Consider the following 16,614-nt stretch of genomic DNA (forward strand, 5'->3'; position numbering starts at 1 on the left):
AACCTGCGCATCACTTTTACATTTATCGCTCAGACTCTTACAACCTTGTGTCCTGCTGCCTTTAAAAGTCTGTTCATAATGGCCTGCCCGATACCTGTATCATCAAAGCTCTCTGAAAACATCAGATTAACTTCCTCATCATCGAACTGCCTAAGAATACTGAAAAGATTATGAGCTATCTCCTCTTCATCATCCCTGCTGCCGGCGATTTTTACTATATCGGCATTATACAGGGGAGCTGACTCACTGGTTGCTATGACTCCTGTCTTTAATCCCTGCTCTTTAGCCTTTTTAAGCTCGCCGTTTATATACTCTGCTACCTTCTGGGAATCGCCCTCAACTATAGTAAGGTCTCCCTTTGGTGCGTAGTGTCTGTATTTCATTCCCGGAGCCTTGGGTGCCGTCTTGGAATTGGCATCAAGGATTGTCTTATCAACACTGACATCTCCAAGAAGCTCAGTAAGATTTTCTTTTGTAATATACCCGGGTCTGAGTATCATGGGCACATCCGAGGTAAGATCTATAATAGTGGATTCAAGTCCTATTCCCACTGCTCCGCCGTCTATTATCATCTCAACCCTGCCGCTTAAATCCTCCACGCAGTACTTAGCTTCCGTGGGACTGGGTCTTCCTGATATATTGGCGCTTGGTGCTGCAATATATCCACCCGCGCATCTTATAAGCTCTGCTGCTATCTTATTGCTTGGCATTCTGATAGCAACTGTATCAAGTCCGCCAGTGGTCTCATAGGGAACCGCATCGGATTTATTCATTATCATTGTAAGGGGCCCCGGCCAATACTTCTCGGCCAGCTTATATCCCGCATCCGGAATCTCTTTTACTATCTTTTTTATGGATTCCATATCCGCTACATGAACTATAAGCGGATTATCTGAAGGTCTGCCCTTTGCAGCATAGATTTTCATTGAAGACTGGGGATTAAGTGCATCGCCTCCAAGTCCGTAAACCGTCTCTGTGGGAAAAGCCACAAGACCGCCATCTTTAATAATACTGCCTGCCTTTTTTAAAACTTCAAGGGCACCCTCATCTATATTTTCTTCGTCAATTACTTCAACTATTGTATCCATTGTACTTCTTTCTAACAGGATCACTGCGCCATATAAGCAGCAATTACATCCCATACTTCGGCATTCTCAAAACCAAGGGCCCACTCAGCAACGCCGGCGATTCCTGCTGCCTGCATTACACTAAGCTTAACCTCTATGGAACGGGATTCCTCATTCCACAGCTGAATAAGTGCACCGTTTGAATCTGTTACTTCACCGTAATACTGGCATGTCTCTTCATCCCAGTTCATCTCCATGCCATACTGATTGATAATATTTGTGGCACCGTCCATGTGAAGAGCCTTACTTGAAACCTCTCCGCCTGATGTAGTCCACACTCTTGTATAGAAAGGAATGGCATTTACAAGTTTTTCTGCAGGAACCATTGTAAGAGCCTTCTCGATGCCTCCCTGAACATAGCCGATAGAAGCAACTGAGCCGGCTTCATCAGATCCGCCGTAGTGCTCATCATAGCCCATGATCACCACGTAATCGGCAATCTCGCCCTGCTCCACAAGATCATAATGATCATTAAAATCCATAGGTACATAATCATCTATTGAGAAAACAAGGCCGTTCTGCCTGCAGGCTACGGAAAGTTCTCTCATAAACTGCAGATAATCCGGTCCGCAGCTTTCATTTATCTGCTCTAAGTCCGCATTGATACCATCAATCTCATATTCCTGTGCATAAGCAATGAGCTGCGCAATCACATTCGCTCTGGATGCTTCATGAGACAAAATTGCCACAGTATCGATCTGGTTACCGGAATTAAAATTATCAAGAACGCCCCAAACCTGCATTCCGTTAGCATGGGCTGTAGATACATAATCCCTTGTGGCATAACTTACAACTGTACCTTCGTTATCACTTATGGTAAACCATGTAGGCGCAAGTACATTCAAAGATTTTGTAGGCGCAATCGCTCCGTCAATTGTTGCATTACCGGCAGCTCCTGCAATAGGATGGAATCCAATATTTACCTTGCCATCAAGTCTTACAGTAGTATAGTCTTTAAGATCAGCCGGTGCAGGCAGGCTTCCTGCAGCTGTCTCAATGGGGCTTTCCGCAAGTCCTTCAGGATTCTCTGCCTCTATGGCAGCCTTGGTAACTTCGCCGGTGCCCATAAAATCAAGATACTTATTCTCAACGTAACCCTTGTGAGCATCCCAGGTAATGATCTCAGACCATTCATCCATCTGGTTGGTAACAACGGCCATTCCGCCTTCAACATAAGAAACAACATCGCTCTTTATACCGCCAAGTACGCGAACAGCTGTCTTTTTCTTTACCTTAGCAAGAGTCTGCTCATAGCTTCCTGCGTAAAGTCTTATTCTGTCAGGCGAAGCAAATACCTGATAGTCCAAATCTGTAAAGGCCTTTAAATAGCCAAGAGCGATGTAGAGCTTTTCTCCATCCACATAGGAAATAGTATAGCCTGCATCTCCGCTCTCACCATTTGTGGAAGTCCAGGAAGACTCACCAATTTTTGTGGTATAGGTGGCACTTGGAGTAGTATAGAAAAGTGTCTGATCTGCCTCGCCGTAATAGAACTTATTACCCTGAACGCTCTTTGCCAGATTATAATCGAGGTAATAAACACCGTCTTTTTTAACTGCCTTATCCTCTAAAACAGAATCGTTATATATAATAGCCACATCCTGCTCACTTGAAATTCCATAATATTCACTTAGATCTGCCTGAGTCTTGGAATATGAAAATTTCTCAATTGCAATCTGTGCTCCGTAAATCAGTCCAATAATTAAAATAAGGGCGATTATAATAATCACCGGCATAACTTTCTTTTTCATTAATAAAACCAGCTCCTTCCAATCGCCCTACATTATATCATAAATGAATATATAATAGCCATTTAATTGAGGTTACAGGCGCATAATTACGCGCAAAAACGCTTTGGGTGGGGACCTGCCGCAAATAACGCGTTGACTGAATTTTCTAAGGGGTCAGGTTTCTTTTCCATAAGGAGTTTACGTGATAATTTCCCAAACCCGGCATAAGTCTGAATACTGTGCCAAAACACATTCCCGCCTGTAAACCTTCTATTAAATTGACAACTGGTGCCACTGCAGTACCGAATAAATAAAAATAATTAATATTCCGCCATAAAAACGGATAGTTTGTGTTTGAATTATTAAAAAAATTTCGGTGATTTCTCTCCAACGATTGTTGGATGAGCTTGTAAGACATTCCACCAGATACGGTGAAACGCTGTAAAATCAATCTGTAGTTATCATGCCTCCTCCCCCGATACTGTGTCGCAGAGGCACCACGGTTTTGTACTATACACGACGCCGATAACAAAATCAAGCATCTTAATCAAAATTTAATTATTTTCTAAGAATTGGGCTTATATATGAAATTTTAAAACATGCCGATACATCTATTGACACACATCAACGTTTCCTTTAATATTCTACTAATTACTTAATAATTTATGTTATTTAGGGAGGGCATCGCATGAAAATCGAACGCGTTAATGATTATCAGATCCGATGCACACTTACAAAAGATGATCTCGCAAGCAGACAGCTCAAAATAAGCGAGCTTGCGTATGGAACAGATAAAGCAAAAGACTTATTCCGCGATATGATGCAGCAGGCTAATTACCAGTTTGGCTTTGATGCAGAAGATATCCCTCTTATGATTGAGGCTGTTCCGATAAATTCAGAGTGCATCGTTCTTATAATAACAAAGGTTGAAGATCCTGAAGAACTTGATACCAGATTCGCCAATTTCTCACCTGCTCTTCAGAGCGAGGTTTCAGGCTCATATACTGAAGAAGAGGAGGACGGTGATACAGATATCATGAATCTCTTTAAAAAGCTTAGAGATGCTGATTCAGCTCCTGCTGAAGGAACTGCCAAGAGATCGCCTAATCAGATGAGAACCGCAGGAAGACCTGCTGCTGCAGATCCCTTCTTCTTATTCTCATTTGGATCCATGCATGATGTGATGAATTTCTCAGCAATGAATAATGCAGAGGTGAGTGTCCGCAATACTCTTTACAAGAGCGATAAGGATGGCAAGCTTTTCCTTCTCATCCATCCCGACGGAGCATCTGCAACTACTCTTAAGAAGCTGTGCACAGTTCTCTCCGAGTATGGTAAGCCAGAGACATCTTCATCCATCAGCGAACAGTATTTTAATGAACACTATCAGATAATCATTAAGGATGAAGCTATACAGAAGCTTGCAGGCATCTGATACTTGTCTTCATCGCATTTAAACAATTTCATTTATGACATTATAAAAGCTCCGGCGATTTCTCGCCGGAGCTTCTTTTTGCTCTCAATCTGTTTTTGTCAGATTAGTTATCATAGAGAGTAACGAGCTTGTTCAGGTATGCAAGACGCTCCTGAGCATTCTCCTTGGACTTAGCATAGAGCTTCTGTGCTCTCTCAGGATTCTTGAGCTTAAGTGAAAGGTATCTAACCTCACCGTCAAGGAAGTCCTGATACTCCTCTGTAGGAGCCTTGCTGTCAAGTGAGAACTTCTTCTCTGCTGCAGGATTGAATCTGAACATATGCCAGTAACCTGTAGCAACTGCCTTCTTCTCTTCGTCCATAACCTTGTTCATGCCGGCCTTAAGACCCTGGTTGATACAAGGAGCATAAGCGATGATGAGTGAAGGTCCCGGATATGCCTCTGCCTCTGCGATTGCCTTAAGTGTCTGGTTCATATCAGCACCCATAGCGATCTGAGCAACATATACATAACCATAGCTCATTGCGATAGAAGCAAGATCCTTCTGCTTGATCTCCTTACCGCCTGCAGCGAACTGTGCAACAGCACCTGTAGGTGTAGCCTTTGAAGACTGTCCGCCTGTATTTGAGTAAACCTCAGTGTTAACAACGAGAACGTTTACATCCTTACCGGAAGCAAGTACGTGATCGAGACCACCGAATCCGATATCGAATGCCCATCCGTCACCACCGAAGATCCACTGTGACTTCTTAGCGGCAAAGTCTTTATTCTTAACAACATACTTAGCAGCATCTGAGCTGTCGCCTGCAAGTGCAGCTACGAGCTCTTCTGTAGCAGCTGTGTTTGTTGCGCCGTTTGTAAATGTATCGAGATACTTCTGAGCTGCGTCCTTAGCAGAACCGCCTGCTGCAACGATCTCTTCTACCTTCTCCTTGATAGCATCACGGAGAGCGTTCTGTGCAAGAACCATACCGAAACCAAACTCAGCATTATCCTCGAACAGTGAGTTATCCCATGCAGGACCCTGACCCTTAGCATTTACTGTGTAAGGTGTTGAAGGTGAGGAGTTACCCCAGATTGATGTACATCCTGTAGCGTTAGCAACGTACATTCTGTCACCAAAGAGCTGAGTAACAAGCTTAACATAAGGTGTCTCACCACAACCTGCGCAAGCGCCTGAGAACTCAAGGAGAGGCTGCTTGAACTGTGAACCTCTGATTGTTGTCTCTTTAAGCTTCTCAACAACTTCTGTCTTAACAGGAGTCTTAACAGCATAATCGAAGTACTTCTGCTCATCCTTATTATCAGCGATAGCACCCATCTTAAGTGTCTCGCCGGCCTTGTTACCAACGCAGACATTAGCACATGAGCCACATCCTGTACAATCAAGTGCAGAGATAACAACTGAGAACTTGTATCCGGGAACTCCGTTGAGATCCTTTGTCTGAAGTCCTTCAGGAGCATTTGCAACTTCTTCATCTGTAAGAGCAACTGTTCTGATTGCAGCGTGAGGACAAACGAGTGAGCAGAATCCACACTCTACGCACTTTGTAGCATCCCACTTCGGAACGTTAACTGCAATACCTCTCTTCTCGAATGCAGCAGATCCACTAGGTGTAGAACCGTCAACATAAGGAAGAAGGTCAGAAACCTTAAGAGTGTTACCTTCCTGAGAGTTAACCTTTGACTGAATGTTGTTAACGAAATCAACAACGTCCTTACGATCGCCCTTAGCTTCTGTGAACTCAAGACCTTCGTCCTTAGCGTCCTTCCAGCTTTCAGGAATTTCAACCTTGATAAGGTTCTTAGGATCAGCACCGGCATCGATAGCATCCCAGTTCTTCTTAACGACATCTTCACCCTTACGGCCGTATGTCTTCTGAGCAGCATCCTTCATGAACTTGATCGCATCTTCTTCAGGAATGATCTTTGTGATGTTGAAGAATGCAGACTGAAGGATTGTGTTAATTCTTGTAGGACCCATACCTACTTCAACACCGATCTTAGAACCGTTCATGATATAGAAGTTGATCTTGTGGTCATACATAAACTTCTTAACCTGTCCGGGGATCTCTGTCTCAAGCTGATCTACTGTCCAAGGGCAGTTAAGAAGGAATGATCCTCCATCAACAAGCTCCTGAACCATGTTGAGCTTGCGGATATATGAAGGATTGTGGCAAGCTACAAAGTTAGCCTTCTTGATGAGGTAAGTTGACTTGATAGGAGTCTTACCAAATCTAAGGTGAGACATTGTAACACCGCCTGACTTCTTAGAGTCATAATCAAAGTATGCCTGAGCATACATGTCTGTGTTATCACCAATGATCTTGATTGAGTTCTTGTTAGCACCAACAGTACCGTCAGCACCAAGACCCCAGAACTTACAGTTTGTTGTTCCCTCGGGAGTTGTAACAAGGGGAGCACCTGCATCAAGTGAAAGATGTGTTACATCATCATTGATACCGATTGTGAACTGTTCCTTATCTGTGTTGTTGTAAACAGCAACGATCTGCTCAGGAGTAGTATCCTTAGAACCAAGACCATAACGTCCGCACATAACAGGAACTGACTCAAACTTAGTGCCCTTAAGAGCTGCAATAACATCAAGAGCAAGAGGCTCACGGTAAGAACCGGGCTCCTTTGTTCTGTCAAGAACTGCGATTCTCTTAACACTTGCGGGAATAACATCAACAAGAGCCTTAGCATCGAAAGGACGATAAAGTCTAACCTTTACAACGCCGACCTTCTGACCCTGCTTAGCAAGGTAGTCGATTGTCTCCTCGATTGTATCGTTTACGGAACCCATAGCAACGATGATTGTCTCAGCGTCTGCTGCTCCGTAGTAGTTAAAGAGCTTGTAATCTGTTCCAAGCTTAGCATTAACCTTGTCCATGTACTTCTGAACAATTGCAGGAAGCTCATCATAACCTGTGTTGCAAGCTTCTCTTGCCTGGAAGAAGATATCAGGGTTCTGAGCTGAACCCATCTGACGAGGATGATTCGGGTTAAGAGCGTTAGCCTTGAACTCGTCAATTGCCTCGTGATTAACCATCTCATCGAGATCCTTGTAATCCCAAACTTCGATCTTCTGGATTTCGTGTGAAGTACGGAAACCGTCAAAGAAATTAATGAAAGGAAGTTTTCCTTCGATAGCAGCCATGTAAGATACAGGTGTAAGATCCATAACCTCCTGTACGCTTGAGCTGCAGAGCATTGCAGCACCTGTCTGGCGGCATGCATAAACGTCAGAGTGATCACCGAAGATATTCAGCGCATGTGAAGCTACGCAACGAGCTGATACGTTGAATACGCCGGGAAGTCTCTCACCAGCTACTTTGTAAATGTCAGGGATCATAAGAAGAAGTCCCTGTGATGCAGTGTAAGTAGATGTAAGAGCACCTGCTACAAGAGATCCGTGTACAGCACCTGCTGCACCTGCCTCTGACTGCATTTCTGTGATCTGTACTGTACGACCGAAGATGTTCTTCTTGCCGGCAGTAGCCCACTCATCAACATGCTCAGGCATAACTGATGAAGGAGTGATCGGGTACATGGCAGCAACTTCAGTGAACGCATATGATGCATATGCAGCAGCTTCGTTACCGTCCATGGTTTTCATGTTTCTTGCCATTTCTATTCCTCCTACCTTTAATAGTGTATTGTAATCATAGGGGCAAAGAAAAAACCGGAATTCCTACGATTACTTGGTCTTGGATTCCCAGGATAGGCATGTTAAGCTTTTACACACCTATGCCGTAAAATCGCTAATGTACGCACTACGCGCAATTTAAATTCTAACATTGTGATTTCGCAAAGTCAACGAATTCAAGCCATTTCTCGGCTCTCAGAATGATAATTTTTCTAAACAAAATAACGAAAATATAAAAAGAATAAATCTTTTATAAACAAACGCTTCATTGATAAAAGTTATCGCTAAATTGCTTGCGTAAAATATTCAATTATATTATCATAGTCTCTGTAGTAGGTAATACCGATTGGCAGCGGCATCTGCCGATCCTAAAAGTATTACAAACTTTTTATTCAGGAAGGAGATTTTTGATATGGCATACGTTATTAGTGATAGTTGCATCAGCTGCGGTTCTTGTGCAGGTCAGTGCCCTGTTTCTGCTATTTCTCAGGGTGACACACAGTTCAACATCGATCCTGATACATGCATCGATTGCGGTTCTTGTGCAGCTCAGTGCCCTGTTTCAGCTATTTCACAGGGCTAATTGCAAATTGCAAATGTAAACAAGAAAATCCGAAGCTTTCGCTTCGGATTTTTTATTGTCCTCATCCGTCAGCTTCGCTGACACCTTCCCCCAGAGGGGGAAGGCTTTTCTTTTCCCTGCCTTCCCCTTGAGGGGAGGCTTTTCTTTTCCTTGCATTCCCCTTGGGGGGGAGGCTTTTCTTTTCCCTGCCTTCCCCTTGGGGGGAAGGTGTCACGAAGTGACGGATGAGGGGATATTATTCTTGACCACTTCTTCTGTATGACGGCTCAAGATTTGCAAACTTCGTAAATTCAGGAAGCCATGCAAGCTCTACTGTTCCTATCGGGCCGTTTCTCTGTTTTGCAATGATTATCTCGGACACACCTTTTCTGTCGGTATCCTTATTGTAATAATCATCTCTGTATATGAACATAACCATATCTGCGTCCTGCTCGATGGCACCGGACTCACGAAGGTCAGACATCATAGGTCTGTGATCAGGTCTTGACTCAACCGCACGGGAGAGCTGTGACAGTGCAACAACGGGTACGTTAAGCTCACGGGCAAGAGCCTTCAGTGCTCTTGAAATCTCTGATACCTCCTGCTGTCTTGACTCAGCAGAACGCTTACCGCTTCCGCTCATAAGCTGCAAATAGTCGATCATTATGATGTGCAGGTTGTGCTCCATCTTGTACTTACGGCACTTCGACTGAAGCTCCTGGATTGAAATACCGGGAGTATCATCGATGATAAGATTAGACCTTCCGATAAGGTCCGCACTTTCAATAAGATTCTCCCAATCCATATCTGTCATGTTACCGGTACGGATATGCTGTGAATCAACGTGTGATTCCATGGACATAAGACGGTTTACCAGCTGTTCCTTTGACATTTCCAGAGAAAATACCGCAACGGTTTTACCCTGATGGAAAGCCATGTGCTGAGCGATGTTAAGAACAAACGCCGTTTTTCCCATGGAAGGACGGGCTGCGATAAGTATCAGATCCGAAGGCTGGAAGCCTGCTGTCTTATAATCAAGATCAGTAAATCCTGTGGCAAGACCTGTAACTGTTCCCTGCAGTTTACTTGCCATCTCAATCTTATTGAGGGCGTTCATGACTATCTCACTTATGGGCACGAACTCGCCGCTGTTACTAAGCTGCGTGATACGGAAAATTTCCTTCTCCGTATCATTCATAAGTGCCTCAAGCTCTGTGCTGTCCTGGAAACAATTATTTATAATATCCTGGCAGGAATGAATAAGCTCTCTGAGCTTACTCTTATCGCGAACTATCTCCGCATAATATTTCACATTGGCCGAGGTGGGAACACTACTTGCCATCCCAAGGATGTAATCCATGTTGTACACCTGCGGCGGTGCATTCTTCTCTTTTAAATGATTCTGAAGCGTCACATTATCAACAGGCGTTCCATCTTTATAAAGCTCTACCATCGCTTCAAAAAGCATACCCAGCTGCCTGTTGTAGAAGTCATCCGGATGCAGCATCTCTGATGCAACCTGAATGGCATCCCTGTCTATCAGCATAGCTCCCACAACCGACTGCTCTGCCTCAAGACTGTTTGGCATTGTGCGCTGTACTAAATTCTCTTCGGGCATTTTTTAAGCCTCCGTAACAGAAACCCTGAGGATTGCAGTAACCTGAGGATGCAGCTTTACAGGCACCTCAGTTGTACCAAAGGAACGGATAGGTTCAGGCAGCTGAACCTTTTTCTTATCAAGGCTAAGACCGCACTGCTTCTTTGCCTCAGCAACGATCTCCTTGGAAGAAACAGAACCGAAAACTCTTCCGCCCTCGCCTGCCTTCATGGTAACCTTTACGTTAGCCTTCTCTATTTCTTTTGCAAGCTCCTTCATGCTCTCAAGAAGCTCCTGGGCCTCTTTTTCCTCGCGCTTTTTCTGATTCTTAAGATCATTCAGATTAGCTTTATTTGCTTCAACGCCCAGCTTTTTAGGCAAAATGAAATTGGATGCGTATCCATCACTTACCTTAACAATATCTCCCTTTTTTCCAAGAGACTTAACGTCCTCTAACAAAATTATTTCCATTATCCTTCTCCTCCAAACTTTTATATCAGCTCGCCTGCTTCAATCATTGCATCAAGCTGGTTCTTTACCATTGTTATAGCTTCATCAACGGAGATTCCTTCAAACTGACAGCCTGCGGAACTGATATGTCCGCCGCCTCCAAGCTTCTCCATGATAATCTGTACATTTACTTCGTCAATGGATCTGGCACTTACATATATCTGATTCTGATACTGGGTACATGTAAAGCTTGCCCTTACTCCCTTGATATTAAGGAGCTCATTGGCAGCCTGAGCCGCAATTATAGTAGGACTCTGCAGATCATTTGAATCACAAACAGAAATCGCATAGGCTCCGCGATAAATCTCTGCCTGACTTACAGCATCGGCTTTTGCCTTGTACTCTGTAGCATCCTCTCTGAAAAGCTTCCTTACTCTTGTTACGTCAGCACCGTTTCTTCTAAGAAAAGCAGCCGCTTCAAAGGTACGTACACCTGTCTTATTCATGAAATTATTGGTATCAACCATAATTCCGGAATACATACTGTCAGCTTCTTCGGGCCTTATCTTTACAGCTTCATCAATGTACTGTAAAACCTCTGAAACCATCTCGCAGGCACTTGATGCATAGGGTTCAACATAAGAAAGAGTGGCATTTTCAATAACTTCCGTACTCTGTCTGTGGTGATCAAGCACAACTATAGTCTTACAGAACTTGAGAAGTTCAGGACACTCAGTTATGCTGGGCTTATTTACATCCACAACCACAAGAACCGCATTATTACCTGCAATATCAATGGCCTGCTGATTATTAATGATCATATCCTGCTCGTATTCAGGATTACCTTTGAAAAGATCAACCAGCGGCTTCATGGAATTAGTCACATCATTGAGAACTATGTGGCACTTTCTATCCAAAGTCTTAGCTATTCTGTAGATACCAACGGATGAGCCAAAGCTGTCAACATCACCGATTCTGTGACCCATAACAATAACGGTATCCTTACTGTTGATGATCTCCTTAAGGGCGTGAGCCTTAACTCTGGCCTTAACTCTGGTACTCTTCTCAACCTTCTGACTCTTACCGCCAAAGTACATGATCTCATCAGGAGTCTTAACAACCGCCTGATCTCCGCCTCTACCAAGAGCAAGGTCTATGGCGTTACGGGCAAATTCATAATTCTGGGAATAGGACAGACCATCAAGTCCCATACCGATACTAAGCGTAACTGCCATCTCATTACCGATATTTACAGTCTTAACATCCTCTAAGATATCGAAGCGAACTTCCTTCAGATACTGCGCCGATTTCTTGGGCATTACAATGAAGTACTTATCCTTTTCAATCTTCTTGGCAATACCGTCACAGGTGGCGATATACTTATTTATCTTTCTGTCTATAAGCGCTGTCAGCAGAGATCTTCTTACTTCCTCGACACTTTCAAGAGCTTCGTCGTAGTTATCAATATAAATAAGTCCCGCAGCAAGACTCTGTGAATCAACCTCATTGATTGCAAGTCTGAGGGCTGTCTCATCAAATAAATAAACCGCTATAAGGAAACCTTCATATCCGGAAGCATCGATAATATCGCTGTTTGCAGCCATCTCATCAAGGGATATCTTTTTCATCTTAAGGACATAGGAGTTATCCTCAAAGGTAACATCCTGATGCACCTCTTCCTCTCCCTCCGGGAATTTGTCCGTAGTTATATTAGGGAAAAGTGCTGTTATGGATTTATGGAATCCCTTCTCCTGATGAATAGCCTTCTCAAAAGCTGTATTTGTCCAAACAACTCTACCCGAATCATCAAGCAGTGCATGAGGCAGATCAAGATCTCTTAACAATCTCTTCTGAATCTGTCCATACTCCGTGGCAAAGCTTATAAGCTCATTCATTATGATGGGCTTGTTATAAAAATCCAAATAGATAACAGCCATAAAATACAAAAGCGCAAAAGCCGCCACAATCAGTCCCGCCGTAAAATCAACCGTCAGGACAGCTATCGTAACAAGCGCCAGAAGTATTCCAAGATAGATGAAAATATATAGAAATGTCTTGAGTTTTCCTTTAAGCCTAATTCTGTTTTTCTGCATATTCCTCTCCATCGTAAAGCGTGAGGTACCGCTATTTTTACTTATATATGATAACACAGATTTTAATTTCGAGGAAACTTACTTTACTCTTCTAAATTTCTGCATTTTTAATTTTACTTCCTAAGGTGTACAAAAAAAGACACTCAATAGAATAAATCTAGTGAGTGTCTCTATAATCACTTGAAATAGCTATTGCTATTACTCTGCCTCGTAAGGCATAAGTGCCAGATGTCTTGCTCTCTTAATAGCAGATGTAAGCTCTCTCTGGTGCTTTGCGCAGTTACCTGTGATACGTCTGGGAAGGATCTTGCCGCTCTCAGAAACGAACTTCTTAAGCTTTGCTGTGTCCTTGTAATCGATCACATTGTCTTTTCCACAGAATACGCAAACTTTCTTTCTTCTGTGCATACCACCTTTTCTTCTTACAGGAGAATCGGTTCTATCAGACTTATTGAAAGCCATTGTGGTACCTCCTTATCAAATTCAGTCAACAATGCCATAAAGGCATTTATAAATCAATAACTTAATTGAACGGAAGCTCTTCGTCGATTCCATCAGGAATATTGATGAATCCATCACCTGAATCCTGGCTGCTGTTACCGCCATCGAAAGGTGCTGCGGGAGCTCCGCCTGAGAAGCCACCATTTCCGCCTGCAGCATTCTTACTCTCTGCAAACTCGTGCTCCTCTACTACTACGTCAGTAGTGTATACCTTCTGACCGTCCTTATTGGTATAGCTACCGGTCTGGATACGGCCTGTGACGCAAATCTTTGTACCCTTTCTAAGATACTTCTCAGCAAACTCTCCGGTACGGCCGAATGCAACACAATTGATGAAGTCAGCAGTCTGACCATCCTGGTTGTTGTTACCTCTGCCTCTGCGATCTACAGCAAGTGTGTATCTCGCAATTGCCATTGAATTCTCCCCCTGAGAATATCTAACATCGGGGTCTCTTGTTAATCGTCCCATCAGTATAACTTTATTCATATCTTCGTCCTCTTTCTCTTAGGCCTCGTTCTGCTTAACGATAAGATAACGAATGACGCCATCGACGATACGGACACGCTTCTCGATTTCAGCAGGTGCAGTACTCTCTGCATCGAAATGAATGAAATAGTAGAAGCCCTCATTCATCTTGTTGATCTCGTAAGCAAGCTTCTTCTTGCCCCATTCATCAACATCTGTAATCTGTCCGCCGAATCTCTCGATCAAAGCCTTGCACTTGTCAACAGCTGCTGCTCTTGCGTCGTCTTCGATCTTAGCGCTAACGACTACGGCTAACTCATATTTTGTCATGCTTTCTTTACCTCCTTTTGGTCTCTGGCTACCGTTTACATTACGGTAACAAGGAAATTATCACAGAGATATACTTTAGCACAACATCCTATTTATTGCAAGCGATATTATTCAAAAAAACCTCAATTTATGATAGTCAGAACCTTCCCTAAATTAACTGACAAATCATATTATTAAGTAATCCACAGCTAGTGCAGATTCCTGAGATTTCATTTAAAGAGACATACTTTTTAGAGTTGTCCCAGTACTTCTCCAATAGGCCCCTGGATTACCAGATCTGCCTGCCCGTCTCTTGTGGTGGCCTGCTTATTTATAAGTACCAGCTTATGGCCTCTGTAATAATCAATAAGTCCTGCAGCAGGATATACAACAAGCGATGTTCCGCCAATTATGAGTACGTCTGCATTTGCTATATAATCCACAGCTTTACTCATAATAGACATATCAAGGCCTTCTTCATATAAAACCACGTCAGGCTTTATTCTGCCGCCGCATTCACAATAAGGAACACCTTCGCACTCAGCCATGAAATCAAAGTCGTAGAACTTACCGCATCTCTCGCAATAGTTCCTGTGAACACTGCCATGAAGCTCAAGCACTTCTTTGCTGCCAGCAGCCTGATGTAACCCATCGATATTCTGAGTGATAACAGCCTTAAGTTTGCCCTGCTTCTCCCATTCTGCCAGCTTAAGATGCGCTTTGTTGGGCTTAATTCCTTTAACAAGAAGCTTATCCTTATAGAATCTGAAGAATTCCTCCGGCATTCTCACATAAAAGCTGTGACTTAGCATCTGCTCCGGAGGATATTTATAATGCTGATGATACAGACCATCCTCACTTCTAAAATCCGGAACACCACTTTCTGTGGATACACCAGCGCCTCCGAAAAAAACTATGTTGTCAGATCCGTCTATTAGTTCCTTAAGTTCTCTGATATTTTCATCCATAGCCATCGCCTTCCTTATGAAAAACTACCACTACTACAACAGAAAAACTTTATAACTTAATTTTCTTATCAGAATCCAGCCTTCTTAAGAAGATCTGCCAGTGATGTGGTTGCTTCACCTTCGCTCTCAAATTCAATCTTCTCTTCAGTGATCTCAGTTGCTGCCACATCCTGAAGTGCCTTCATGCTAAGACTGAGCTTACCATCCTTAATAGCTGTAACTTTAACCTTTACTTTATCGCCAACCTTAAGAACTGCGCTGGGATGAGCAATTCTCTGATTTGAAATCTGAGAAATATGTACAAGTCCTGAAAGTCCGTTTCCAAGATTGATGAAAGCACCGTAGTCCTGAAGACTTTCAACAGTACCTTCTGTAACAAGTCCTACCTGTACGTTAGAAACCTTCGCAGCTCTCTCCTCATCAGCCTTCTCTTTAAGAATCTCTTTAGCAGACATAACAAGCTTCTTATTTGTCTCATCTGCTGTGATTACTCTTACCTCAAGCTTCTTATTTACGAAGTCATCAAGATCAGCCTCTTCAACATAATTAAGAGAAAGCTTTGATGCAGGAATAAATCCTCTGATTCCCTCAAGGAATGCTACAACGCCGCCCTTAACAGCTTCAATAACTGTAACAGTAACATTTTGGTTAGAATCCATCATCGCTTTAAGCTTATCCCAGGCAAGAACCTTGGTAGCCTCTTTCTTTGAAAGAAGAATATTTCCGTTTCCATCATCTGTCTTTACAACAGTAGCAGAAACCTCATCTCCAACCTTCACATCAGTTCTTATAGAAAACTTCGGATCATCTGAGAAATCCTCTGCCTTTATAACACCCTGAGTGAAATACTTAATATCTAACAGAACTTCAGACTCATCAACTCCGATTACTGTACCGGTAACAATGTCACCCTCAGAAATCTGTCTGAATGATCTGTCTATTTCATCCTTAAAATCTTCCATTGATTCCATTTTGTAATTCCTCCCCAAACTAAAAAGATTATTGACCTACAATCAAAATTATACACCGACTAAATTGTCTTAACATCTATTTTTTAATGCTATCTCGCATTTATCTTCCAAATTCATACAACAAAAAAGCCTTAAACATCGAAATGACATTTAAGACTAATTAGAGGTGCCAGTCGGATTTGAACCAACGATCAGGGAGTTGCAGTCCCACGCCTTACCACTTGGCTATGGCACCATATTAAATTTGATGACTCCGACGAGGCTCGAACTCGTGTTACCGCCGTGAAAGGGCGATGTCTTAACCACTTGACCACGGAGCCGTGTCCCTGTAGTACAGGTTATTTCGGATTTCTCCGTATTGTAGCTCCCCAAGTAGGACTCGAACCTACGACACTTCGGTTAACAGCCGAATGCTCTACCGACTGAGCTATTGAGGATTATTAATTACTTTATCCGTACCTTCAAAACCGAACACTGAATTATTCCATCTTATTCCAAATCTCTTTGTTCTATATCCTATTGGACAAGCCCTCGACCTATTAGTACACATCAGCTGAACATGTTACCATGCTTACACCTTGTGCCTATCTACCTCATAGTCTCTAAGGGGTCTTACTCCACAAAGGAGGGATATCTCATCTTGAGGGGGGCTTCACGCTTAGATGCCTTCAGCGTTTATCCCTTCCGGACTTGGCTACCCAGCCTTATGCATCTGGCGATGCAGCTGATACACCAGCGGTCCGTCCATCCCGGTCC

The 16,614-nt window shown here is 43.1% G+C and carries 13 protein-coding genes, 3 tRNA genes and 1 rRNA gene; 2 read left to right on the forward strand and 15 right to left on the reverse strand.

Annotated elements, in window-relative coordinates:
* Positions 1-29 precede the first annotated feature (29 nt).
* Together G610_RS0111035 and G610_RS0111040 are read right to left on the reverse strand one after the other, a co-directional pair.
* Complete coding sequence (locus G610_RS0111035; protein ID WP_026524846.1) at positions 30-1,088, reverse strand: L-threonylcarbamoyladenylate synthase; 1,059 nt, start codon at positions 1,086-1,088, stop codon at positions 30-32.
* A 20-nt stretch (positions 1,089-1,108) separates the two neighbouring features.
* The gene (locus G610_RS0111040; protein ID WP_026524847.1) at positions 1,109-2,878 is read right to left on the reverse strand and encodes a glycosyl hydrolase family 18 protein; all 1,770 of its coding nucleotides are present in this window, start codon (positions 2,876-2,878) and stop codon (positions 1,109-1,111) included.
* 667 nt (positions 2,879-3,545) lie between these two features.
* On the opposite strand from G610_RS0111040, the gene G610_RS0111045 reads away from it, so the two are divergent.
* Positions 3,546-4,292, forward strand: coding sequence for an adaptor protein MecA (locus G610_RS0111045; RefSeq protein WP_026524848.1), 747 nt, complete (start codon positions 3,546-3,548; stop codon positions 4,290-4,292).
* A gap of 103 nt (positions 4,293-4,395) precedes the next feature.
* Here G610_RS0111045 and nifJ read toward each other — a convergent pair whose 3' ends face one another.
* Positions 4,396-7,923 carry a pyruvate:ferredoxin (flavodoxin) oxidoreductase gene (gene nifJ, locus G610_RS0111050; protein ID WP_026524849.1) on the reverse strand — a complete coding sequence of 1,176 codons (3,528 nt, stop codon included), beginning with the start codon at positions 7,921-7,923 and terminating at the stop codon, positions 4,396-4,398.
* A 430-nt stretch (positions 7,924-8,353) separates the two neighbouring features.
* Here nifJ and G610_RS0111055 point away from each other — a divergent pair, with 430 nt between their 5' ends.
* On the forward strand, positions 8,354-8,524 hold the full coding sequence (locus tag G610_RS0111055; protein ID WP_026496855.1) for a DUF362 domain-containing protein: 171 nt from the start codon (positions 8,354-8,356) through the stop codon (positions 8,522-8,524).
* A gap of 235 nt (positions 8,525-8,759) precedes the next feature.
* On the opposite strand, the gene dnaB is transcribed toward G610_RS0111055, so the two are convergent.
* From dnaB to G610_RS0111120, 12 genes are all read right to left on the reverse strand, one after another.
* Complete coding sequence (dnaB, locus tag G610_RS0111065; protein ID WP_026524850.1) at positions 8,760-10,121, reverse strand: replicative DNA helicase; 1,362 nt, start codon at positions 10,119-10,121, stop codon at positions 8,760-8,762.
* Between the two features lie 3 nt (positions 10,122-10,124).
* Complete coding sequence (gene rplI, locus G610_RS0111070; protein WP_026524851.1) at positions 10,125-10,571, reverse strand: 50S ribosomal protein L9; 447 nt, start codon at positions 10,569-10,571, stop codon at positions 10,125-10,127.
* 20 nt (positions 10,572-10,591) lie between these two features.
* On the reverse strand, positions 10,592-12,643 hold the full coding sequence (locus tag G610_RS0111075; protein WP_035792204.1) for a DHH family phosphoesterase: 2,052 nt from the start codon (positions 12,641-12,643) through the stop codon (positions 10,592-10,594).
* A gap of 198 nt (positions 12,644-12,841) precedes the next feature.
* Complete coding sequence (gene rpsR, locus G610_RS0111080) at positions 12,842-13,105, reverse strand: 30S ribosomal protein S18 (RefSeq protein WP_022763528.1); 264 nt, start codon at positions 13,103-13,105, stop codon at positions 12,842-12,844.
* A 61-nt stretch (positions 13,106-13,166) separates the two neighbouring features.
* Positions 13,167-13,631: a single-stranded DNA-binding protein gene (locus G610_RS0111085; RefSeq protein WP_026524853.1), complete on the reverse strand. Its 465-nt coding sequence runs from the start codon at positions 13,629-13,631 to the stop codon at positions 13,167-13,169.
* Positions 13,632-13,649: 18 nt separating this feature from the next.
* Positions 13,650-13,940, reverse strand: a complete 291-nt coding sequence (gene rpsF / locus G610_RS0111090) for a 30S ribosomal protein S6 (RefSeq protein WP_026524854.1) — start codon at positions 13,938-13,940, stop codon at positions 13,650-13,652.
* Positions 13,941-14,170: 230 nt separating this feature from the next.
* Entirely contained in the window at positions 14,171-14,887 is a 717-nt protein-coding gene (locus G610_RS0111095; RefSeq protein ID WP_026524855.1) for an NAD-dependent protein deacylase, read from the reverse strand.
* A 68-nt stretch (positions 14,888-14,955) separates the two neighbouring features.
* The gene (locus G610_RS0111100) at positions 14,956-15,858 is read right to left on the reverse strand and encodes a S1 RNA-binding domain-containing protein (protein WP_026524856.1); all 903 of its coding nucleotides are present in this window, start codon (positions 15,856-15,858) and stop codon (positions 14,956-14,958) included.
* A 164-nt stretch (positions 15,859-16,022) separates the two neighbouring features.
* A tRNA-Cys gene (locus G610_RS0111105) sits at positions 16,023-16,093 on the reverse strand.
* Between the two features lie 13 nt (positions 16,094-16,106).
* Positions 16,107-16,178: transfer RNA gene (locus G610_RS0111110), tRNA-Glu, on the reverse strand.
* Between the two features lie 44 nt (positions 16,179-16,222).
* A tRNA-Asn gene (locus G610_RS0111115) sits at positions 16,223-16,295 on the reverse strand.
* 82 nt (positions 16,296-16,377) lie between these two features.
* A 23S ribosomal RNA gene (locus G610_RS0111120) occupies positions 16,378-16,614 on the reverse strand; the annotation flags it as partial.

Origin of the sequence: Butyrivibrio sp. MB2005 (genome assembly GCF_000424285.1) — a bacterium.
Lineage (GTDB): Bacteria > Bacillota > Clostridia > Lachnospirales > Lachnospiraceae > Butyrivibrio.